The sequence below is a fragment of the Streptomyces sp. NBC_00597 genome, assembly GCF_041431095.1.
In the GTDB taxonomy this organism is placed as follows: Bacteria; Actinomycetota; Actinomycetes; order Streptomycetales; family Streptomycetaceae; genus Streptomyces.
Window position 1 is genome coordinate 5,881,805 of record NZ_CP107757.1, and the last position, 16,137, is coordinate 5,897,941.

Below are 16,137 nucleotides of genomic sequence, written 5' to 3' on the forward strand. Positions count from 1 at the left end.
TATGGAAAGCCCTACCGAGGAGGAACGAGAGCGTGACCTACGTCATCGCGGAGCCTTGTGTCGACGTCAAGGACAAGGCATGCATCGAAGAGTGCCCCGTCGACTGCATCTACGAGGGCCAGCGGTCCTTGTACATCCACCCGGACGAGTGCGTCGACTGTGGTGCGTGTGAGCCGGTCTGCCCGGTCGAGGCCATCTTCTACGAGGACGACACTCCGGAAGAGTGGAAGGACTACTACAAGGCGAACGTCGAGTTCTTCGACGAGCTCGGTTCGCCCGGTGGTGCTTCCAAGCTGGGCCTGATCGAGCGCGATCACCCCTTCATCGCCGCGCTGCCGCCCATGGGCGAAGGCCACTGACGGCCACCGCCCCCACGGCGGAACGCGTGCCCCGGTCCCGTACGGCCCCCGTGCCGCGCGGGACCGAGGCATTTCCCGGCACACCCACCCGGCACACCCGCCGGGACATCCAGTACGTCCAGCACCAGTAGAGAGCAGAGACCACCGTGGCCGCAGTATCCGCACGTCTTCCCGCCTTCCCCTGGGACAAGCTGGAGCCGTACAAGAAGACGGCGGCGGCCCACCCGGACGGCATCGTCGACCTGTCCGTCGGCACGCCCGTGGACCCGGTCCCGCAGCTGATCCAGGACGCCCTCGTCGCCGCCGCCGACTCCCCGGGCTACCCCACGGTGTGGGGCACCGCCGCACTGCGCGACGCGATCACCGGCTGGCTGAAGGGCCGCCTCGGCGCGAGCGCTGCCGGACACCGCAACGTCCTGCCGGTCGTCGGCTCCAAGGAGCTGGTGGCCTGGCTGCCGACCCAGCTGGGCCTGGGCGCCGGGGACAAGGTCGCCTACCCCCGGCTCGCCTACCCCACGTACGAGGTTGGCGCACGGCTGTGCGGGGCCGAACCGGTGGTCTACGACGACCCGACCGAACTCGACCCGGCCGGCGTGAAGCTGCTGTGGCTCAACTCCCCGTCCAACCCCACCGGGAAGGTCATCCCGAAGGAAGACCTGATCCGGATCGTGGCCTGGGCGCGCGAGCACGGCATCCTGATCTTCAGCGACGAGTGCTACCTGGAGCTGGGCTGGGAGGCCGAGCCCGTATCCGTCCTGCACGACGACGTCTGCGGCGGCTCCTACGAGGGCCTCGTCGCCGTCCACTCCCTCTCCAAGCGCTCCAACCTGGCGGGCTACCGGGCCGCGTTCATCGCCGGTGACGCCGAGGTGCTCGGCGAGCTGCTGGAGATCCGCAAGCACGGCGGCATGATGACCCCGGCGCCGGTGCAGGCGGCCACGGTCGCCGCCCTCGGCGACGACGCGCACGTCGCGGAGCAGCGCGGGCGCTACGCCGCGCGGCGCGAGGCGCTGCGGGCCGCCCTGGAGGCGCACGGCTTCCGGGTCGAGCACAGCGAGGCCAGCCTGTACCTGTGGGTGACCCGGGACGAGGCGTGCTGGGACACGGTCGCCCACCTCGCCGAGCGGGGCATCCTGGTCGCGCCGGGCGATTTCTACGGCGAGGCGGGCGCGCGGTTCGTGCGCGTCGCCCTCACGGCGACGGACGAGCGCGTCGAGGCGGCGGTCAAGCGCCTCGCCTGATCTTGCACACGGCCCGCACGGGGCCCGTACGCAGCCCGAGGGGCCGGGAGTTCGTGCTCCCGGCCCCTCGGTCCTGTTTCGGCGTGCTGCCCGGCGTTCCGCTCGCGGCGGGTCAGCCGCCCAGGGGGAGGCCGCCCAGCGGCAGCGCCTGGGTGGGAACTGAGCCGGCCAGCTCGCCGGTCGGCAGCCCACCGGTCGGCAGCCCACCGGTGGGCAGTCCCTTGGCCGCCGGCAGGCCGCCGAGCAGGGCGCCCGCGGTGTCGGTGACCTGGGCGGGGGCGCCGGGTACGGCCTTGGCGGCGGTGTCCGTGGCGGTGCCCGTCGCGGTGGTGGCAGCGGCCTCACCGGCGCCGACCACGTCACCCGCGGTGCCGGCGGCGTCCGGGCTGGTGAGCGCGCCCAGCTGCGGCACGGACTCCAGGCCCGCGGCGCTGGCCGCGCCGGCCGCACCGACCACGGGAGCTGCCCCGGCTGCGAGCAGCAGCGCGGTACGGGCGATCCGGCGGGTCAGGGGGAGGGACATGTTGCTCCTAAGCGGTAGCGGCTGAGTACGCCCTGTACAACCGCTCGGGGGGCGGGTGGAGTTGCGGAGACCCCGGGTAAAGGATCAGTAACGCATCGTTTAATCGGCTTCCGCGACAAGCTCATTGAATGCGCGCCCACCAGGGCTTCCGTCCCTCCAGGGGCCGATCTGGGCGGCCGCCGGGTCACCTCCGTACGGGGGACGTCCCGCACGGGCGACCGGTTCCGCGGGCAGGCCCGCCCGGCCGGGTCAGCGCGCGACGAAGATCCGTACCTCGTCCTGCTTCGCTTCGTAGGGATCCCCGGCGCCGGCGCCGGACTTCCCCCCGCCGCCGCCCTTCTGCTGCCACTTGCCCTTGGCCTCGCCGGCTATCCAGCCCTCCTGGGCGTACGACACCCGCACGATGCCCATCCCGCGCGCATTGGCCACCGCCCAGCCCGCCATCGCCTTGCTGCCGCGCGCCGCGGACGCGCCGCCGTCCCGCTTCTCCACGAAGGTCACCTCGGTCTCCTTGACCGCCCGGCCCGCCTCCGCCGCCCGGTTGGGCCCCGCCACAGCGGAGTGCAGCTTGTCCTTCGCGAAGATCCGGGTGAGCTCCGTCCGCACCTTCTCCGGGTCGCCCGGCGCCGTGGGGGCGGGCCCGCCGCACATCAGCTCGCCGTCACCGGCGAAGGTCGCGGTCAGGACGGTCGCGTCCGGCTCGTGCTTCGCGTACGCCTGCGGGAAGCCGCTGAGCTGCACCTGCTGCGCCGCCTCCGTCAACGGGAGCCGCGAGTACCCCTTGATCGCGACGAGCCGGTCGTAGAAGATCCCGGCCGAGTACACCGGGTCCATGATCTGCTGCGGAGTGCCCCACCCCTGCGAGGGCCGCTGCTGGAACAGGCCGAGCGAATCCCGGTCGCCGTGGTCGAGGTTGCGCAGCATCGACTCCTGCATGGCGGTCGCCAGCGCGATGGTCACGGCCCGGTCCGGCAGGCCCTTGGCCACGCCGACCGCGGCTATCGTCGCCGCGTTGGCCGCCTGCTCGGGGGTCATGTCGAACCCGTCCTCGCCCGTCCGCGCGCTGGCCGTGCAGTGCGGTGCACCACCACTGCCGTTCGTCGAGTCGTACTGCACGGCGAAGTAGCCGATCAGCGCGAGCAGCACGAACGCACCGGCAACTTTCAGCAGCGGTCGGCGGCGAGGGCGGGGGTGATCGCTCTGGGACACGTCGCCCACCGTACTTGAGCCACGCGACGCGTCCACCGGCCGGACGTGGGAGGTTCGTCGCAGCCCGGGGCGTTAGGGTCAGAGCCATGTCCGAATCCGAGCTGGACCTCACCCTGGACGCCGCCGAGCTGACCGCCCGGCTCGTCGACATCCCGTCCGTGAGCGGCGACGAAAAGGTCCTCGCCGACCTGGTGGAGCACGCGCTGCGCGCCCTCCCGCACCTCACGGTCGACCGGTACGGCAACAACGTCGTCGCCCGCACGGACCTCGGCAGGGCCGAGCGCGTCGTCCTGGCCGGCCACCTGGACACGGTGCCGATCGCCGACAACGTTCCGTCCCGCCTCGACGAGAACGACGTCCTGTGGGGCTGCGGAACGACCGACATGAAGTCCGGCGTCGCCGTACAGCTGCGCATCGCCGCGACCGTGCCCGAGCCCAACCGTGACCTCACCTTCGTCTTCTACGACCAGGAGGAGGTCGCCGCCGACCTCAACGGCCTGGGCAAGGTCGCCGAGGCCCACCCCGACTGGCTGACCGGCGACTTCGCTGTCCTGCTGGAGCCGTCGAACGCCGAGGTCGAGGGCGGCTGCCAGGGCACCCTGCGCGTCCTGCTCCGCACCTGCGGCGAGCGCGCCCACTCCGCGCGCAGCTGGATGGGGTCCAACGCCATCCACGCGGCGAGCCCGATTCTCGCCAAACTCGCGGCGTACGAGCCCCGCAAGCCCGTGATCGACGGCCTGGAGTACCACGAGGGCCTCAACGCGGTCCGCATCGAGGGCGGCGTCGCCAACAACGTCATCCCCGACGCCTGCACCGTGACGGTCAACTTCCGCTTCGCCCCGGACCGCAGCATGGACGACGCGATCGCCCACGTCAGGGAGGTCTTCGCGGACTGCGGCGTCGACGAGTTCGTGATCGACGACTTCTCCGGCGGCGCCCTACCCGGCCTCTCCCACCCGGCCGCGGCCGCGTTCATGGAGGCGGTCGGCGGCCGCGCGATGCCGAAGTTCGGCTGGACGGACGTGTCCCGCTTCAGCGCCCTCGGCGTCCCGGCCGTGAACTACGGCCCGGGCGACGCGCTGCTGGCCCACAAGGTGGACGAGCGCGTGGAGACGAAGGCGATCCTCCACTGCGAAGAACGACTCCGCGCCTGGCTGACCTCCTGAATTCCGCTTCCCGTCACCTTTGTGCGCCTACCCTGATCCAACGATCAGCAGGAGGGAGCACATCATGGGCAACCCCGAAGGCAACGCTCGTCGTCGGCCCGAGGAGCAGCAGCTCGGGCCGGTGCTGCGCAGGCGGGGCCAGGTGCAGGCGGGCAGTACGACGGACCAGCGGCTGCTGGATTCGGCCGGGCCCTCCGAGTGGGTGCACACCGATCCCTGGCGGGTCCTGCGCATCCAGTCGGAGTTCATCGAGGGCTTCGGCACGCTGGCGGAGCTGCCGCCGGCGATCAGCGTGTTCGGCTCGGCCCGTACGCCCGTCGGCTCGCCGGAGTACCAGGCCGGCGTGCAGATCGGCAGCGCGCTCGTCGAGGCGGGCTTCGCGGTCATCACGGGCGGCGGCCCGGGCGCGATGGAGGCGGCCAACAAGGGTGCCCGGGAGGCCAACGGCGTCTCCGTGGGCCTGGGCATCGAGCTGCCCTTCGAGCAGGGGCTCAACCAGCACGTGGACCTCGGGCTGAACTTCCGGTACTTCTTCGTCCGCAAGACGATGTTCGTGAAGTACAGCCAGGGCTTCGTGGTCCTGCCGGGCGGACTCGGCACGCTGGACGAGCTGTTCGAGGCCCTGACCCTGGTCCAGACCCAGAAGATCACCCGGTTCCCGATCGTGCTGTTCGGGTCGGAGTACTGGTCCGGCCTGGTCGACTGGCTGAAGAACACGGTGATCGCGCAGGGCAAGGCCTCGGAGCGCGACCTCTACCTCTTCCACGTCACGGACGACGTGGACGAGGCGATCGCGCTGGTGACCAAGGAAGTCGGCAAGTAGCCGAGCCGCGGCGAGCCCCCGGCGGCCACCGCCGGGGGCGCTGCTCAGGTCAGGCCGCGGCGGCCTCCGGCCGGTTCAGGTCAGGCCGCGGCGGCCTCCGGCCGGTTCAGGTCAGGCCGCGGCGGGTGGCTGCCGGGGGGCGGTGGCCCTGGATCGACGCCACCATGTCCAGGATCTGCTTGGTCTCCGCGACCTCGTGGACGCGGTAGACCTGGGCGCCCAGCCAGGCCGAGACGGCCGTCGTGGCCAGCGTGCCCAACAGGCGTTCCTTGACCGGCTTGTCGAGGGTCTCGCCGACGAAGTCCTTGTTGGACAGGGAGACCAGCACCGGCCAGCCCGTGTCGGTCATCTCGCCCAGGCGACGGGTGGCCTCCAGCGAGTGGCGGGTGTTCTTCCCGAAGTCGTGGCCAGGGTCGATCATGATCGCGTCCCGGCGGACCCCCAGCGCGGCCGCGCGTTCGGCCAGCCCCACCGTGACCCGCAGGATGTCCGCCATCACGTCGTCGTACGTCGTCCGGTGCGGCCGGGTCCGCGGTTCGACCCCGCCCGCGTGCGTGCAGACCAGGCCCGCCCCGTAGCGCGCCGCGACCTCCGCCAACTTCGGGTCCACCCCGCCCCAGGCGTCGTTCAGCAGGTCGGCCCCGGCTTCGCAGACCGCCTCGCCGACCTCGTGCCGCCAGGTGTCGACGCTGATCACCACGTCCGGGTGGCGGCGCCGGACCTCGGCCACGAAGCCGACGGTGCGCCGGGCCTCCTCGGCCGCGTCCACGTGGTCGCCCGGGCCCGCCTTGACCCCGCCGATGTCGATGATCGCGGCTCCCTCGGCCACCGCCTGCTCGACGCGGTCCAGAGCGGGCTCGTCGCGGAACGTCGCGCCCTGGTCGTAGAAGGAGTCCGGTGTCCGGTTCACGATGGCCATGATCACCGGCTCGTGGGTGTCGAACTCGCGCCTGCCCAGTCGCAGCATCCCGTTCTTTCCTCCTCCGGCGGCCCTCGCGCCTCGCTGCGACCTTAACCTGGTGGCCGGTGGCCCGATGTCTCTCAGGGAGTTGCTCGTGTTCTGGTTCTTGCTGATCGCGCTGGTCGTGGTCGTCGCGGCGGTCACCCTGGCCGTGGTGGGCGGCGGTTCCGAGGCGGTGCTGCCGGAGGCGGAGCCGGACCGGGTGGCCGACGCGCTGCCCGAGAGCCGCCCGGTCGTACGGGCCGACATCGATGCCCTGCGGCTGCCGGTCGCCCCGCGCGGGTACCGCATGGCCGAGGTGGACGACGTACTGGAGCGGCTCGCGGCGGAGCTCACCGAGCGGGACGCACGGATCGCGGAGCTCACGGCGGCGGCCGCGCAGAACCGCGCACAGGGTCCGGGCGGACCGGTCGTCGACCTGCACAAGGAGGAGCAGCAGTGACGGCGATCGCGGGCCCGGACGGCGGCCTGCGCTGCCCCTGGGCACTGGCCACCGAGGACTACATCGCGTACCACGACACGGAGTGGGGCCGCGCGGTGCACGGGGACGACGCCCTGTACGAGCGGCTGTGCCTGGAGGCCTTCCAGTCGGGGCTGTCCTGGCTGACGATCCTGCGCCGCCGTGAGGGGTTCCGTACCGCCTTCTCGAACTTCGTGATCTCTGAGGTCGCCGCCTTCGGGCCGGCCGACGCACAGCGGCTGCTCGCCGACGAGGGGATCATCCGCAACAGGGCCAAGATCGAAGCCACGCTCGCCAACGCGAAGGTCCTCGCGGAATGGGAGCCGGGCGAACTGGACGGGCTGATCTGGTCGCACGCCCCGGAGCCGGGCCGTCCGGCCCCCGCGACGATCTCCGAGGTCCCGGCGGTGACGCCCGAGTCCACGGCCCTGTCCAAGGCGCTGAAGAAGGCCGGGATCCGCTTCGTCGGCCCCACCACCGCCTACGCGCTGATGCAGGCCTGCGGGCTGGTCAACGACCACCTGGCCCCCTGCGTCGCCCGTACCCCCGCCTGAGCGGCGGGGGCGGGCGGCGCCTAGCGGCCGAGGTACTTCGGCGGCTGCTTGGCGAGGAAGGCCTCGACGGCGATCGAGTGGTCCTCGGAGGCGCCGGCACGGGCCTGCAGGGTGTCCTCGTGGGCCAGGGCTTCCGTCAGCGAGTGGGACGCCCCGTACGCCAGGGACTCCTTCAGCGCCGCGTAGGCCACCGTCGGGCCGGCCGCCAGGGTGCGGGCCACCGCCTCGGCCTCCGCGTGCAGGGAGTCCGAGGGGACCAGGCGGTTCACGATCCCGAGCTCGTACGCCTCCTGCGCCTTCAGCGAGCGGGGGAAGAGCAGCAGGTCGGAGGCCCGCGAGGCACCGATCAGGCGGGGCAGGGTCCAGGAGACGCCCGAGTCCGCGGTGAGGGCCACCCCTGCGAAGGAGGTGTTGAAGGAGGCCGTGTCGGCGACGACCCGGAAGTCCGCCGCCAGGGCGAAGCCGAAGCCCGCTCCGGCCGCGACGCCGTTGACGCCCGCCACCACCGGCTTGGGCATCTCGGTCAGGGCGCGCACGATCGGGTTGTAGTGGTCCGCGACCGTGTTCATGGTCAGCGTGGACCCGTTCGCGCGGTCCGCCGCCAGGTTCCCGATGTGCTCCTTGAGGTCCTGGCCGACGCAGAACGCCCGATCGCCGGCCGCGGTCAGCAGCACCGCCCGGACGGCCGGATCCGCGGCCGCCGCCTGGACCGCGTCGCGCAGCGCGACCTTGGCCTCGGTGTTCATCGCGTTCATGGCGTCGGGCCGGTTGATCGTGATTTTGGCGAGTCCGTCGGTCACTTCGTAGAGCACGCTGTCGGCCATGGCAGGGGGTCCCCCTTCGTCGCGGGCTTGGCTACCGGCCGGTACCGGCCGGTGCAAGGGCCAGCATGGCGGACCGGACCGTCCCGGGGCATGTGATGTGCGTCAAAGAAAGCGGAGGGCGGACGGCGGGTGCGGCGGCGAAGTATCGCAGGCACGTCCCCGAAATGAGTGGTTTTGGCCGAGCGCGTTGCCCAAGCGTTCCCTGCCGATGTTGGTCATCGGGTCCTGACATGCGGGATAATGGCCAGGAAGCAATGTGTTCGATGCCGGGTTCCAGGCGCCTGAATGGGGCCGTCGGCTGACGATGAGCTGGTTTCAGGAAGGGGAACGAGCATGGCGGCCATGAAGCCGCGGACGGGCGACGGCCCGCTCGAGGTCACCAAGGAGGGGCGGGGCATCGTCATGCGCGTACCGCTCGAGGGCGGCGGTCGGCTCGTCGTCGAGCTGACTCCGGACGAGGCGGACGCCCTGGGTGACGCCCTGAAGAAGGTCGTCGGCTAACGAGTCGGCAGCACCGCACCATCTGCATTCTCAGTATTCTCTGCGCTGCCCCGTCCGCTCCCCGCGGCCGGGGCAGCGTTGTGTCCGGGGCCGGCCGGTGGGTGTTCCGGTGCCGTGCCGTGCCGTGCCGTGCCGGTGATCGTGCCGGAACCGGTCAGCGCCGGACCGCGCACAGCAGGCCGTCACCCACCGGGAGCAGCGCCGCCTCCAGCGCCGGGCTCTCGCGGACGCTGCGCAGCAGCTCCCGTACGCGCAGCACCTCGGTCTGCTGGGCCCCCGAGTCGACGGTGCGGCCGTCCGAGAAGACCCCCTCGAAGCACACCAGCCCGCCGGGCCGCAGCAGGCGCAACGATTCGGCGAGGTAGTCGAGGGACTCGGACGGGTCGCCGTCGCAGAAGACGAGGTCGTACCCGCCGTCGGCGAGCCGGGGGAGTACGTCGAGTGCCCGGCCGGGGATGAACCGGGCGCGGTTGCCCGCGAAGCCTGCGGCGCGGAAGGCCTGGCGGGCGAAGGCCTGCCGGTCGGCCTCGGGATCCACGGTGGTCAGCACCCCGTCGGGGCGCATGCCGTGGAGGAGGTGGATGCCGGAGACGCCGGTGCCGGTGCCGATCTCGGCGACCGCCTTGGCGTCCGCGGTGGCGGCGAGCAGGCGCAGCGCGGCGCCGGTGCCCGGGGAGACGGAGCGCAGGCCCGCTTCCCTGGCCCGGTCGCGGGCCCACCGCAGAGCGTCGTCCTCGGCGACAAACGCGTCGGCGAACGCCCAGCTCGTCTGCCGGTTGCCGGTAATGACCCTCTCCTGTCCCCATAGTTGGCGCAACGGTGACTGTATCCGTTGACGTCGGGAACCCGCAGATGGGACCGGGCGTTGAAGAAAACGGCGGCGGAAAGACCCAGCGCGGCAAAAGGGGGCGAAAGGGCGGCGCGCAGCCGGGATAGATGGGGACGGCACCGGGCAGATCGACGGCCCGGCGAGTCGCAGGCACGTGCAAAGTTAATGCAAAAACGCTTATCCGGAGCTGACGGGAGGGGTGGCTATGGTAGGGACTCCACTGGACACCACCAGAGCCGATAGGGGAGGTGCGGCTGCGCCTGTGGATCGTGGAGGCGTACTCAGACGTCTCTTCTGGTCGGCGGGTGAGCCGAAATCCGTGACCAACATTGCTGACCGCTTCCACACCGCTGCCACCGCAACCACCGCGACCTTTGCCGCCGATGCGGGCACCCAGGCGTGGACCCCTCCCTCCTGGGAGGAGATCGTCAGCACGCACAGTGCGCGGGTCTACCGCCTTGCCTACCGTCTGACGGGTAACCAGCACGACGCCGAGGACCTCACGCAGGAGGTCTTCGTCCGCGTCTTCCGCTCGCTGTCCACCTACACACCGGGCACGTTCGAGGGCTGGCTGCACCGGATCACCACCAACCTGTTCCTCGACATGGTCCGGCGCAAGCAGCGGATCCGCTTCGACGCGCTCGGTGACGACGCGGCCGAGCGGCTGCCCAGCCGTGAGCCGTCCCCCCAGCAAGTCCTGCACGACACCCACTTCGACGCGGACGTACAGCAGGCGCTGGACACCCTCGCGCCCGAGTTCCGTGCGGCCGTGGTGCTGTGCGACATCGAAGGCCTCTCTTACGAGGAGATCGCCGCCACGCTGGGCGTGAAGCTCGGCACCGTGCGCAGTCGTATCCACCGGGGCCGTTCGCACCTGCGCAAGGCGCTCAAGCACCGGTCTCCCGAGGCCCGTGCCGAGCAGCGGGCGCTGGCGGGAGTGGCGGTGGGCGCGCCGGGCGCCGGGGGAGAGGGCGGAGCCGAGTGAGCGGAGTCAGTCCCTCTCCTGCCGAACAGCACCTGGGCGACCGGCTCGCCGCCCTGGTCGACGGGGAACTGAGCCATGACGCGCGCGAGCGGGTCCTGGCGCATCTGGCCACCTGCGCCAAGTGCAAGGCCGAGGCCGATGCGCAGCGTCGTGTGAAGAGCATGTTCGTCGAGAGCGCGCCGCCGCCCCTGTCGGCCGGCCTGCTGGCCCGGTTGCAAGGGCTGCCGGGCGACGGTCCGGACGGACCGCCGGGTCCGCCGGCCCCGCCGGGGGCGGAGCTCTTCGGGTACGTGGCACCGACCGCACCGCAGCAGGGCTTCCGCATACACGAGGTGGGGCGGCCGCGCCGGCGCTTCGCGTTCGTGGCGGCCGGAGCGGTCTCGCTGGCCGCGATCGCCCTGGGCGGCTCGCTGCCGGTCGACAACCTCGACCCGAGCCTCCGGGGCGAGGCCCCGGCGTCGCGGCCCGGGCCGGCGGTGTCCGTGGCCGACGCGGTGGTCCGGGACCGGGCACCCAGTCCCGGATTCGTCGCCGGTCCGCGCCCCACGGCCCCCCTCCCACCGGTCCACCCGTCGCTCACCCCGTCCCCCCGCCCGGTCTCGCTGACCCGCTGACCCGGTGCCACCCCCGGACCCCGGCAGGCTCGGGGTCCGGGGGCGGAGCCGGTGGCGGCGGGGAGACCTGGTTGAATCGGCGGCAGATGCGCCGCCCGGCGGTGCCACAGGTACCTCGGGGGAGCGTCCATGGCCGACCAGCAGCAGCCCGACAAGGCCCCGCCGGCAGAGCCCGGCGCGACCCCGTCCCCGACACCGGCCCCCACGCCCGCTGCGGCGCCCGAGCCGGCTCCCGCTGGGGTGCCCGAGTCCGAGTCCGGCGTCGCGGCGGTCGAAGCCGGCCCGCAGGCGGCTGGAGCCGATTCCGACTCCGGACGAGCGCCCGAGCCGTCTCCCGCTGCGGCGCCCCAGTCCGGGCCGCAGGCGCCTGGGGTCGAGTCCGGCACGGCGCCCGAGCCGGCTTCCGCTGGGGTGTCCGGGTCCGGGTCGCAGGGGCCCGAGGTCGAGTCCGGCACGGCGGTCGAAGCCGGCCCGCAGGCGACCGGGTCCGGGGCGCGGTATGACCCCTGGGGGGAGCAGCCGTTGCAGGTCGCCGACCAGGGCAAGGCGACGGCCGGCCGCGGAATCCGGCTGCGCCACGCCGTGGCCCTCAGCCTCGGCACCGCCCTCCTCGCCGGCGGCGTCGGCGGCTGGCTCGGCGTCCTCGCCGAACGGCAGAGCAGCACCCGCCTCGAACTCCCCCAGGCCGCCGTGGAGAGCAAGGGCCGCGCCCCCGAGAGCGTGGCCGGGATCGCCGCGACGGCCCTGCCCGGCGTCGTCACCCTCCACGTCCGCGGCAGCACCGGCAGCGGCACCGGGACCGGGTTCGTCCTCGACGGGCAGGGCCACATCCTCACCAACAACCACGTCGTCTCCGACGCCAAGGACATAACCGTCACCTTCAGCACCGGCGAGAGCGTCACCGCAGCGCTGGTCGGCCGGGACAGCGGCTACGACCTGGCCGTGGTCAAGGTCGAGGGCGTACGGGGCCTGCGGCCGCTCTCCCTCGGGAACTCCGAGAACGTGAAGGTCGGCGACCCGGTCGTGGCCATCGGCGCGCCGTTCGACCTCTCCAACACCGTCACCGCCGGCATCATCAGCGCCACCGGCCGGCCCATCACCGCCGGCGGCGACAAGGGCGACGGCAGCGACATCAGCTACGTCGACGCCCTCCAGACCGACGCCCCCATCAACCCCGGCAACTCCGGCGGCCCGCTCCTCGACGCCAAGGCCCGCGTGATCGGCATCAACAGCGCCATCCGGGGGGCGGACGCCGACGGGGGCGGCGACGAGCACGCGAAGCAGAGCGGCAGCATCGGCCTCGGCTTCGCCATCCCGGTCAACCAGGGCAAGCGCGTCGCCGAGGAGCTCATCCGCACCGGCCACGCCACCCACCCGGTCATCGGCGTCACCCTCGACATGGAGTACACCGGCGACGGGGCCCGCGTCGGAACCAAGGGGGAGGGCGGCAAGCCCGCCGTCGCCCCCGGCGGCCCCGGGGCCCGCGCCGGGATCCAGGGCGGCGACGTGATCACCAAGGTGGACGGCGTCCGTGTGCACGGCGGGGACGAGCTGGTCATCAAGATCCGCGCCCACCGCCCGGGTGATCCGCTCACCCTGACCGTGCTCCGCGACGGCCGGGAACGCACCCTGGACCTCGTCCTCGGTTCGGCGAACGGATCATGACCGTACGGAGAATCCACGGCTGATGCCGCACCGATGTATGGGCCCGCCGACATCGCCGGGTACCGTGTGTCGTGGCCCGAAATGAAGAGAGCCGAGGAGCGGCAACGTGTTCAACGACATAGGCGCACTCGAACTCGTCACGATCGTGGTGCTCGCCATCCTCATCTTCGGCCCGGACAAGCTCCCCAAGGTGATCCAGGACGTCAGCGGGTTCATCCGCAAGATCCGCGCGTTCTCCGACAGTGCGAAGCAGGACATCCGGTCCGAACTCGGACCCGAGTTCAAGGACTTCGAGTTCGAGGACCTGAACCCGAAGACGTTCCTGCGCAAGCAGCTGACCGAGAACGACGACCTCCGGGAGATCCGCAGCACCTTCGACCTCCGCAAGGAGCTGAACGACGTCACCGACGCCGTGAACAGCCGGGAGACGGCCGCCGCCCCGGCCGCCGCCGGAGCCTCCACCGCGGCCGCCGCGGCCTCCGCGACCGGCCCGGACCTGCTGAAGAAGCCCGCCGCCCCGGCCGCCGAACAGCGCACCCCGTACGACGCCGACGCCACCTGAGTTTCGAGCCTTCCGGGCGATTCGGGGTCCGGTGGCTATCCTCCATGAGTCCGGACCCAGGACGCCCCAGGGTGGGGGTCCCCCCGACAAGATGTGGGGGAGGGCCGTTCCGGACCACGGAACGAGAGGCCTCAGATGGAGACGACGAGCAGTAGCCGGGTCGGGGTGCAGCCCGCCGAGGCGCCCGCTGCCGCACCGGCGACGCCCGCCGCATCGGCGGAAGCCGCACCCGCACAGCCCGCACCCGCACAGCCCCAGGAGGCCGCCGCGCCCGTCCCGGCGGCCCGCCGGACGGTCGACGGGTACCTGCGGGCCGATTTCCCCTGGTACGGGCTGGACGGGGCCTTCACCGGCCCCCGCTGGCTCATGCAGGTGGGCACCGGAGCCGACGGCACCGTCGAGCACGGTTCCACCGGCCACGGCGACGAGCCGTCCGCGCGCGGAGAGCTCGCCACCGGCGAGAAGGAGCGCTTCGCGGTGGTCGTCACCGTCGCGAGCAACCCGCTGCGCCGCAGCAGCGACGGCACCGGCGTCCTGGAGGCCACCTCGGTCTCTTCGGCGGCCTGGCTGGCCGGTTCCGGGCTGCTGGCCTACAGCTGGCCCGGCCAGATGGACCACACCCTGCGCGACGACTGGCTCGACCAGCAGACCGAGGCCGCGTGGGAGCTCGCCGACGACCTCGACGGCGAGGACTGGTCGACGCTCTCGCTCCCGGTCGACGGGGAGCCGACGCAGTTCCACTACCGCGAGTCCGAGTTCGGCTGGGTGCTCGCCGGTTCGACGCGGGGCGGCGTGCACGTCGGGGCGTACGGGCGGGGCATGAGCGCGTACGGGCTCGGCTTCTCGGTGATCGGTGACATCGCCTCGTACGAGTAGCCGCACCGGCAGCCGTACGAGCGGCAGTACGCGAAGGGGCACCGCCGGCCGGCGGTGCCCCTTCGCGTTTGCAGGCCGCGGAACGGCCCTCAGAGCGTGTCCTAGAACTTGTTGCGCGGGGTGATGCCCAGCGACATGCCGGCCAGACCGCGGGCGCGGCCGCCCAGCTTGCCCGCGATGGAGCGCAGCGCCGCACCGGCCGGGGAGTCCGGGTCCGACAGGACGACCGGCTTGCCCTCGTCGCCGCCCTCGCGCAGCCGGACGTCGATCGGGATGGAGCCCAGCACCGGGACGGTCGCGCCGACCGTCTTGGTGAGGCCGTCGGCGACCTTCTGGCCACCGCCCGAGCCGAACACGTCGACCATCTCGTCGCAGTGCGGGCAGGGCAGCCCCGACATGTTCTCGACCACGCCGACGATCTTCTGGTGCGTCTGCACGGCGATCGAGCCGGCCCGCTCCGCGACCTCGGCCGCGGCCTGCTGCGGGGTGGTGACGACCAGGATCTCCGCGTTCGGCACGAGCTGGGCGACGGAGATCGCGATGTCGCCCGTACCCGGCGGCAGGTCCAGCAGCAGCACGTCCAGGTCGCCCCAGAACACGTCCGCGAGGAACTGCTGCAGGGCCCGGTGGAGCATCGGGCCGCGCCACACCACGGGCGCGTTGCCCGGGGTGAACATGCCGATGGAGATGACCTTCACGCCGTATGCCGACGGCGGCATGATCATGTTCTCGACCTGGGTCGGGCGGCCGTCCACACCCAGCATGCGGGGCACGCTGTGGCCGTAGATGTCGGCGTCGACGACCCCGACCTTCAGGCCGTCCGCGGCCATCGCCGCGGCCAGGTTCACGGTCACCGACGACTTGCCGACGCCGCCCTTGCCGGACGCGACCGCGTACACGCGGGTCAGCGAGCCCGGCTTGGCGAACGGGACCTCGCGCTCGGCGGTGCCGCCGCGCAGCGTGGCCGCCAGGTCCTTGCGCTGTTCGTCGCTCATCACGTCCAGCGTGACCGCGACCGAGGTGACGCCCGCGACCCGTTCGACGGCCTCGGTGACGGTTTTGGTGATCGTCTCGCGCATGGGGCAGCCCGACACCGTGAGGTAGACCGTGACGGCCACTTCGCCGCCGTCGCCGATCTCCACCGATTTGACCATGCCGAGCTCGGTGATCGGCCGGTGGATCTCGGGGTCGTTCACCGTCGCCAGTGCGTCGAGGATCGCATCCTGCTCGGGCACGGCGGCGGAGCTTGTGTCGGTAGCCATGCCCCGATGGTACGACTCGGTAGCCTGCCTCAGGTAAGGCCGCTAGCGGTCGCCTTCGTCACTCTCCGCCGGGAATAGACGCCGCTCGTCCATCTCCTTGATCAGGTCCTGGAACTCCGACCTGATCCAGTCGCGCGTCGCCACCTCGCCCAGCCCCATCCGCAGGGCCGCGATCTCCCGGGTCAAGTACTCGGTGTCGGCGATGGACCGCTCGTTCTGCTTCCGGTCCTGCTCCAGGTTGACCCGGTCGCGGTCGTCCTGCCGGTTCTGCGCGAGCAGGATCAGCGGAGCGGCGTACGAAGCCTGGAGCGACAGCATCAGCGTCAGGAAGATGAACGGGTACTGGTCGAACCGCAGGTGGTCCGGCGCGAAGATGTTCCACAGCACCCACACGATGATGACCAGGGTCATCCAGACGATGAACCGGCCCGTGCCGAGGAAGCGCGCCACCCGCTCCGACAGCCGCCCGAACGCCTCCGGGTCGTACTCGGGCAGCAGCGAGCGGCGCGGCGCCCGCGGCTGGTCGAGGCGGACCCGCGAGCGCGTCAGCGCGCTCGACCCCGTCGAATGCCCGGCCTTGGTGCGCTCGGCGCGCTCCGCGGCGCGCTCCGCCCGGTCACCGGCCTCGGTGAGCCCGTGCTCGCGCGACTGCAGCCGTGCCTGTTCGCGCCGCTCCCGGATCTGCTCCCGGCGCCGCTCGCGCGCCCCGTCGCGGTCGCGGTC

At 72.2% G+C, this 16,137-nt stretch carries 19 protein-coding genes; 12 read left to right on the forward strand and 7 right to left on the reverse strand.

Translation table 11 applies throughout. The features are described from left to right. The first annotated feature begins 32 nt into the window (after positions 1–32). Together fdxA and dapC are read left to right on the forward strand one after the other, a co-directional pair. Entirely contained in the window at positions 33–359 is a 327-nt protein-coding gene (gene fdxA, locus OG974_RS26880) for a ferredoxin (protein ID WP_030291119.1), read from the forward strand. Between the two features lie 146 nt (positions 360–505). Next, the gene (gene dapC, locus OG974_RS26885) at positions 506–1,600 is read left to right on the forward strand and encodes a succinyldiaminopimelate transaminase (protein ID WP_327285254.1); all 1,095 of its coding nucleotides are present in this window, start codon (positions 506–508) and stop codon (positions 1,598–1,600) included. Positions 1,601–1,712: 112 nt separating this feature from the next. Here the strand turns inward: dapC and OG974_RS26890 are convergent, their stop codons facing one another. Both OG974_RS26890 and OG974_RS26895 read right to left on the reverse strand, forming a co-directional pair. Beyond that, positions 1,713–2,123, reverse strand: a complete 411-nt coding sequence (locus tag OG974_RS26890) for an ATP-binding protein (protein ID WP_327285255.1) — start codon at positions 2,121–2,123, stop codon at positions 1,713–1,715. A 249-nt stretch (positions 2,124–2,372) separates the two neighbouring features. Next, positions 2,373–3,269, reverse strand: coding sequence for a hypothetical protein (locus OG974_RS26895; protein ID WP_371644699.1), 897 nt, complete (start codon positions 3,267–3,269; stop codon positions 2,373–2,375). A 149-nt stretch (positions 3,270–3,418) separates the two neighbouring features. On the opposite strand from OG974_RS26895, the gene dapE reads away from it, so the two are divergent. Continuing rightward, the gene (gene dapE / locus OG974_RS26900) at positions 3,419–4,498 is read left to right on the forward strand and encodes a succinyl-diaminopimelate desuccinylase (RefSeq protein WP_327285257.1); all 1,080 of its coding nucleotides are present in this window, start codon (positions 3,419–3,421) and stop codon (positions 4,496–4,498) included. Between the two features lie 64 nt (positions 4,499–4,562). Further along, positions 4,563–5,321 carry a TIGR00730 family Rossman fold protein gene (locus tag OG974_RS26905; protein WP_327285258.1) on the forward strand — a complete coding sequence of 253 codons (759 nt, stop codon included), beginning with the start codon at positions 4,563–4,565 and terminating at the stop codon, positions 5,319–5,321. Positions 5,322–5,427: 106 nt separating this feature from the next. On the opposite strand, the gene folP is transcribed toward OG974_RS26905, so the two are convergent. After that, a complete protein-coding gene (folP, locus tag OG974_RS26910; RefSeq protein ID WP_327285259.1) occupies positions 5,428–6,288 on the reverse strand; it encodes a dihydropteroate synthase in 861 nt (286 codons plus the stop codon). A 67-nt stretch (positions 6,289–6,355) separates the two neighbouring features. Here folP and OG974_RS26915 point away from each other — a divergent pair, with 67 nt between their 5' ends. Together OG974_RS26915 and OG974_RS26920 are read left to right on the forward strand one after the other, a co-directional pair. Next, entirely contained in the window at positions 6,356–6,724 is a 369-nt protein-coding gene (locus OG974_RS26915) for a DivIVA domain-containing protein (protein ID WP_327285260.1), read from the forward strand. Beyond that, complete coding sequence (locus OG974_RS26920) at positions 6,721–7,296, forward strand: DNA-3-methyladenine glycosylase I (protein ID WP_327285261.1); 576 nt, start codon at positions 6,721–6,723, stop codon at positions 7,294–7,296. Before OG974_RS26915 ends, OG974_RS26920 begins: the two co-directional genes overlap by 4 nt. A 20-nt stretch (positions 7,297–7,316) precedes the next feature. Here the strand turns inward: OG974_RS26920 and OG974_RS26925 are convergent, their stop codons facing one another. Then, entirely contained in the window at positions 7,317–8,120 is an 804-nt protein-coding gene (locus OG974_RS26925) for an enoyl-CoA hydratase-related protein (protein ID WP_327285262.1), read from the reverse strand. Between the two features lie 333 nt (positions 8,121–8,453). Between OG974_RS26925 and OG974_RS26930 the strand changes: the two genes are divergently transcribed. Beyond that, positions 8,454–8,621, forward strand: coding sequence for a DUF3117 domain-containing protein (locus OG974_RS26930; RefSeq protein WP_003966491.1), 168 nt, complete (start codon positions 8,454–8,456; stop codon positions 8,619–8,621). Between the two features lie 154 nt (positions 8,622–8,775). Here OG974_RS26930 and OG974_RS26935 read toward each other — a convergent pair whose 3' ends face one another. Beyond that, a complete protein-coding gene (locus OG974_RS26935) occupies positions 8,776–9,438 on the reverse strand; it encodes a class I SAM-dependent methyltransferase (RefSeq protein WP_327285263.1) in 663 nt (220 codons plus the stop codon). A gap of 217 nt (positions 9,439–9,655) precedes the next feature. Between OG974_RS26935 and sigE the strand changes: the two genes are divergently transcribed. The 5 genes from sigE (at position 9,656) to OG974_RS26960 (ending at position 14,152) form a co-directional block, all read left to right on the forward strand. Next, positions 9,656–10,435 carry an RNA polymerase sigma factor SigE gene (sigE, locus tag OG974_RS26940; protein WP_266625777.1) on the forward strand — a complete coding sequence of 260 codons (780 nt, stop codon included), beginning with the start codon at positions 9,656–9,658 and terminating at the stop codon, positions 10,433–10,435. Further along, positions 10,432–11,049: a zf-HC2 domain-containing protein gene (locus tag OG974_RS26945; RefSeq protein ID WP_371644703.1), complete on the forward strand. Its 618-nt coding sequence runs from the start codon at positions 10,432–10,434 to the stop codon at positions 11,047–11,049. The genes sigE and OG974_RS26945 overlap by 4 nt, the downstream gene beginning before the upstream one ends. Before the next feature lie 129 nt (positions 11,050–11,178). Continuing rightward, positions 11,179–12,714 carry a trypsin-like peptidase domain-containing protein gene (locus tag OG974_RS26950; protein ID WP_329314460.1) on the forward strand — a complete coding sequence of 512 codons (1,536 nt, stop codon included), beginning with the start codon at positions 11,179–11,181 and terminating at the stop codon, positions 12,712–12,714. A gap of 106 nt (positions 12,715–12,820) precedes the next feature. Continuing rightward, on the forward strand, positions 12,821–13,276 hold the full coding sequence (locus OG974_RS26955) for a sec-independent translocase (protein ID WP_327285265.1): 456 nt from the start codon (positions 12,821–12,823) through the stop codon (positions 13,274–13,276). 135 nt (positions 13,277–13,411) lie between these two features. Next, positions 13,412–14,152, forward strand: coding sequence for a hypothetical protein (locus OG974_RS26960; RefSeq protein WP_327285266.1), 741 nt, complete (start codon positions 13,412–13,414; stop codon positions 14,150–14,152). A gap of 101 nt (positions 14,153–14,253) precedes the next feature. Here the strand turns inward: OG974_RS26960 and OG974_RS26965 are convergent, their stop codons facing one another. Both OG974_RS26965 and OG974_RS26970 read right to left on the reverse strand, forming a co-directional pair. Continuing rightward, positions 14,254–15,414: an Mrp/NBP35 family ATP-binding protein gene (locus OG974_RS26965; RefSeq protein WP_327285267.1), complete on the reverse strand. Its 1,161-nt coding sequence runs from the start codon at positions 15,412–15,414 to the stop codon at positions 14,254–14,256. 42 nt (positions 15,415–15,456) lie between these two features. Continuing rightward, positions 15,457–16,095: a DUF1003 domain-containing protein gene (locus OG974_RS26970; RefSeq protein WP_371646921.1), complete on the reverse strand. Its 639-nt coding sequence runs from the start codon at positions 16,093–16,095 to the stop codon at positions 15,457–15,459. Positions 16,096–16,137 lie beyond the last annotated feature (42 nt).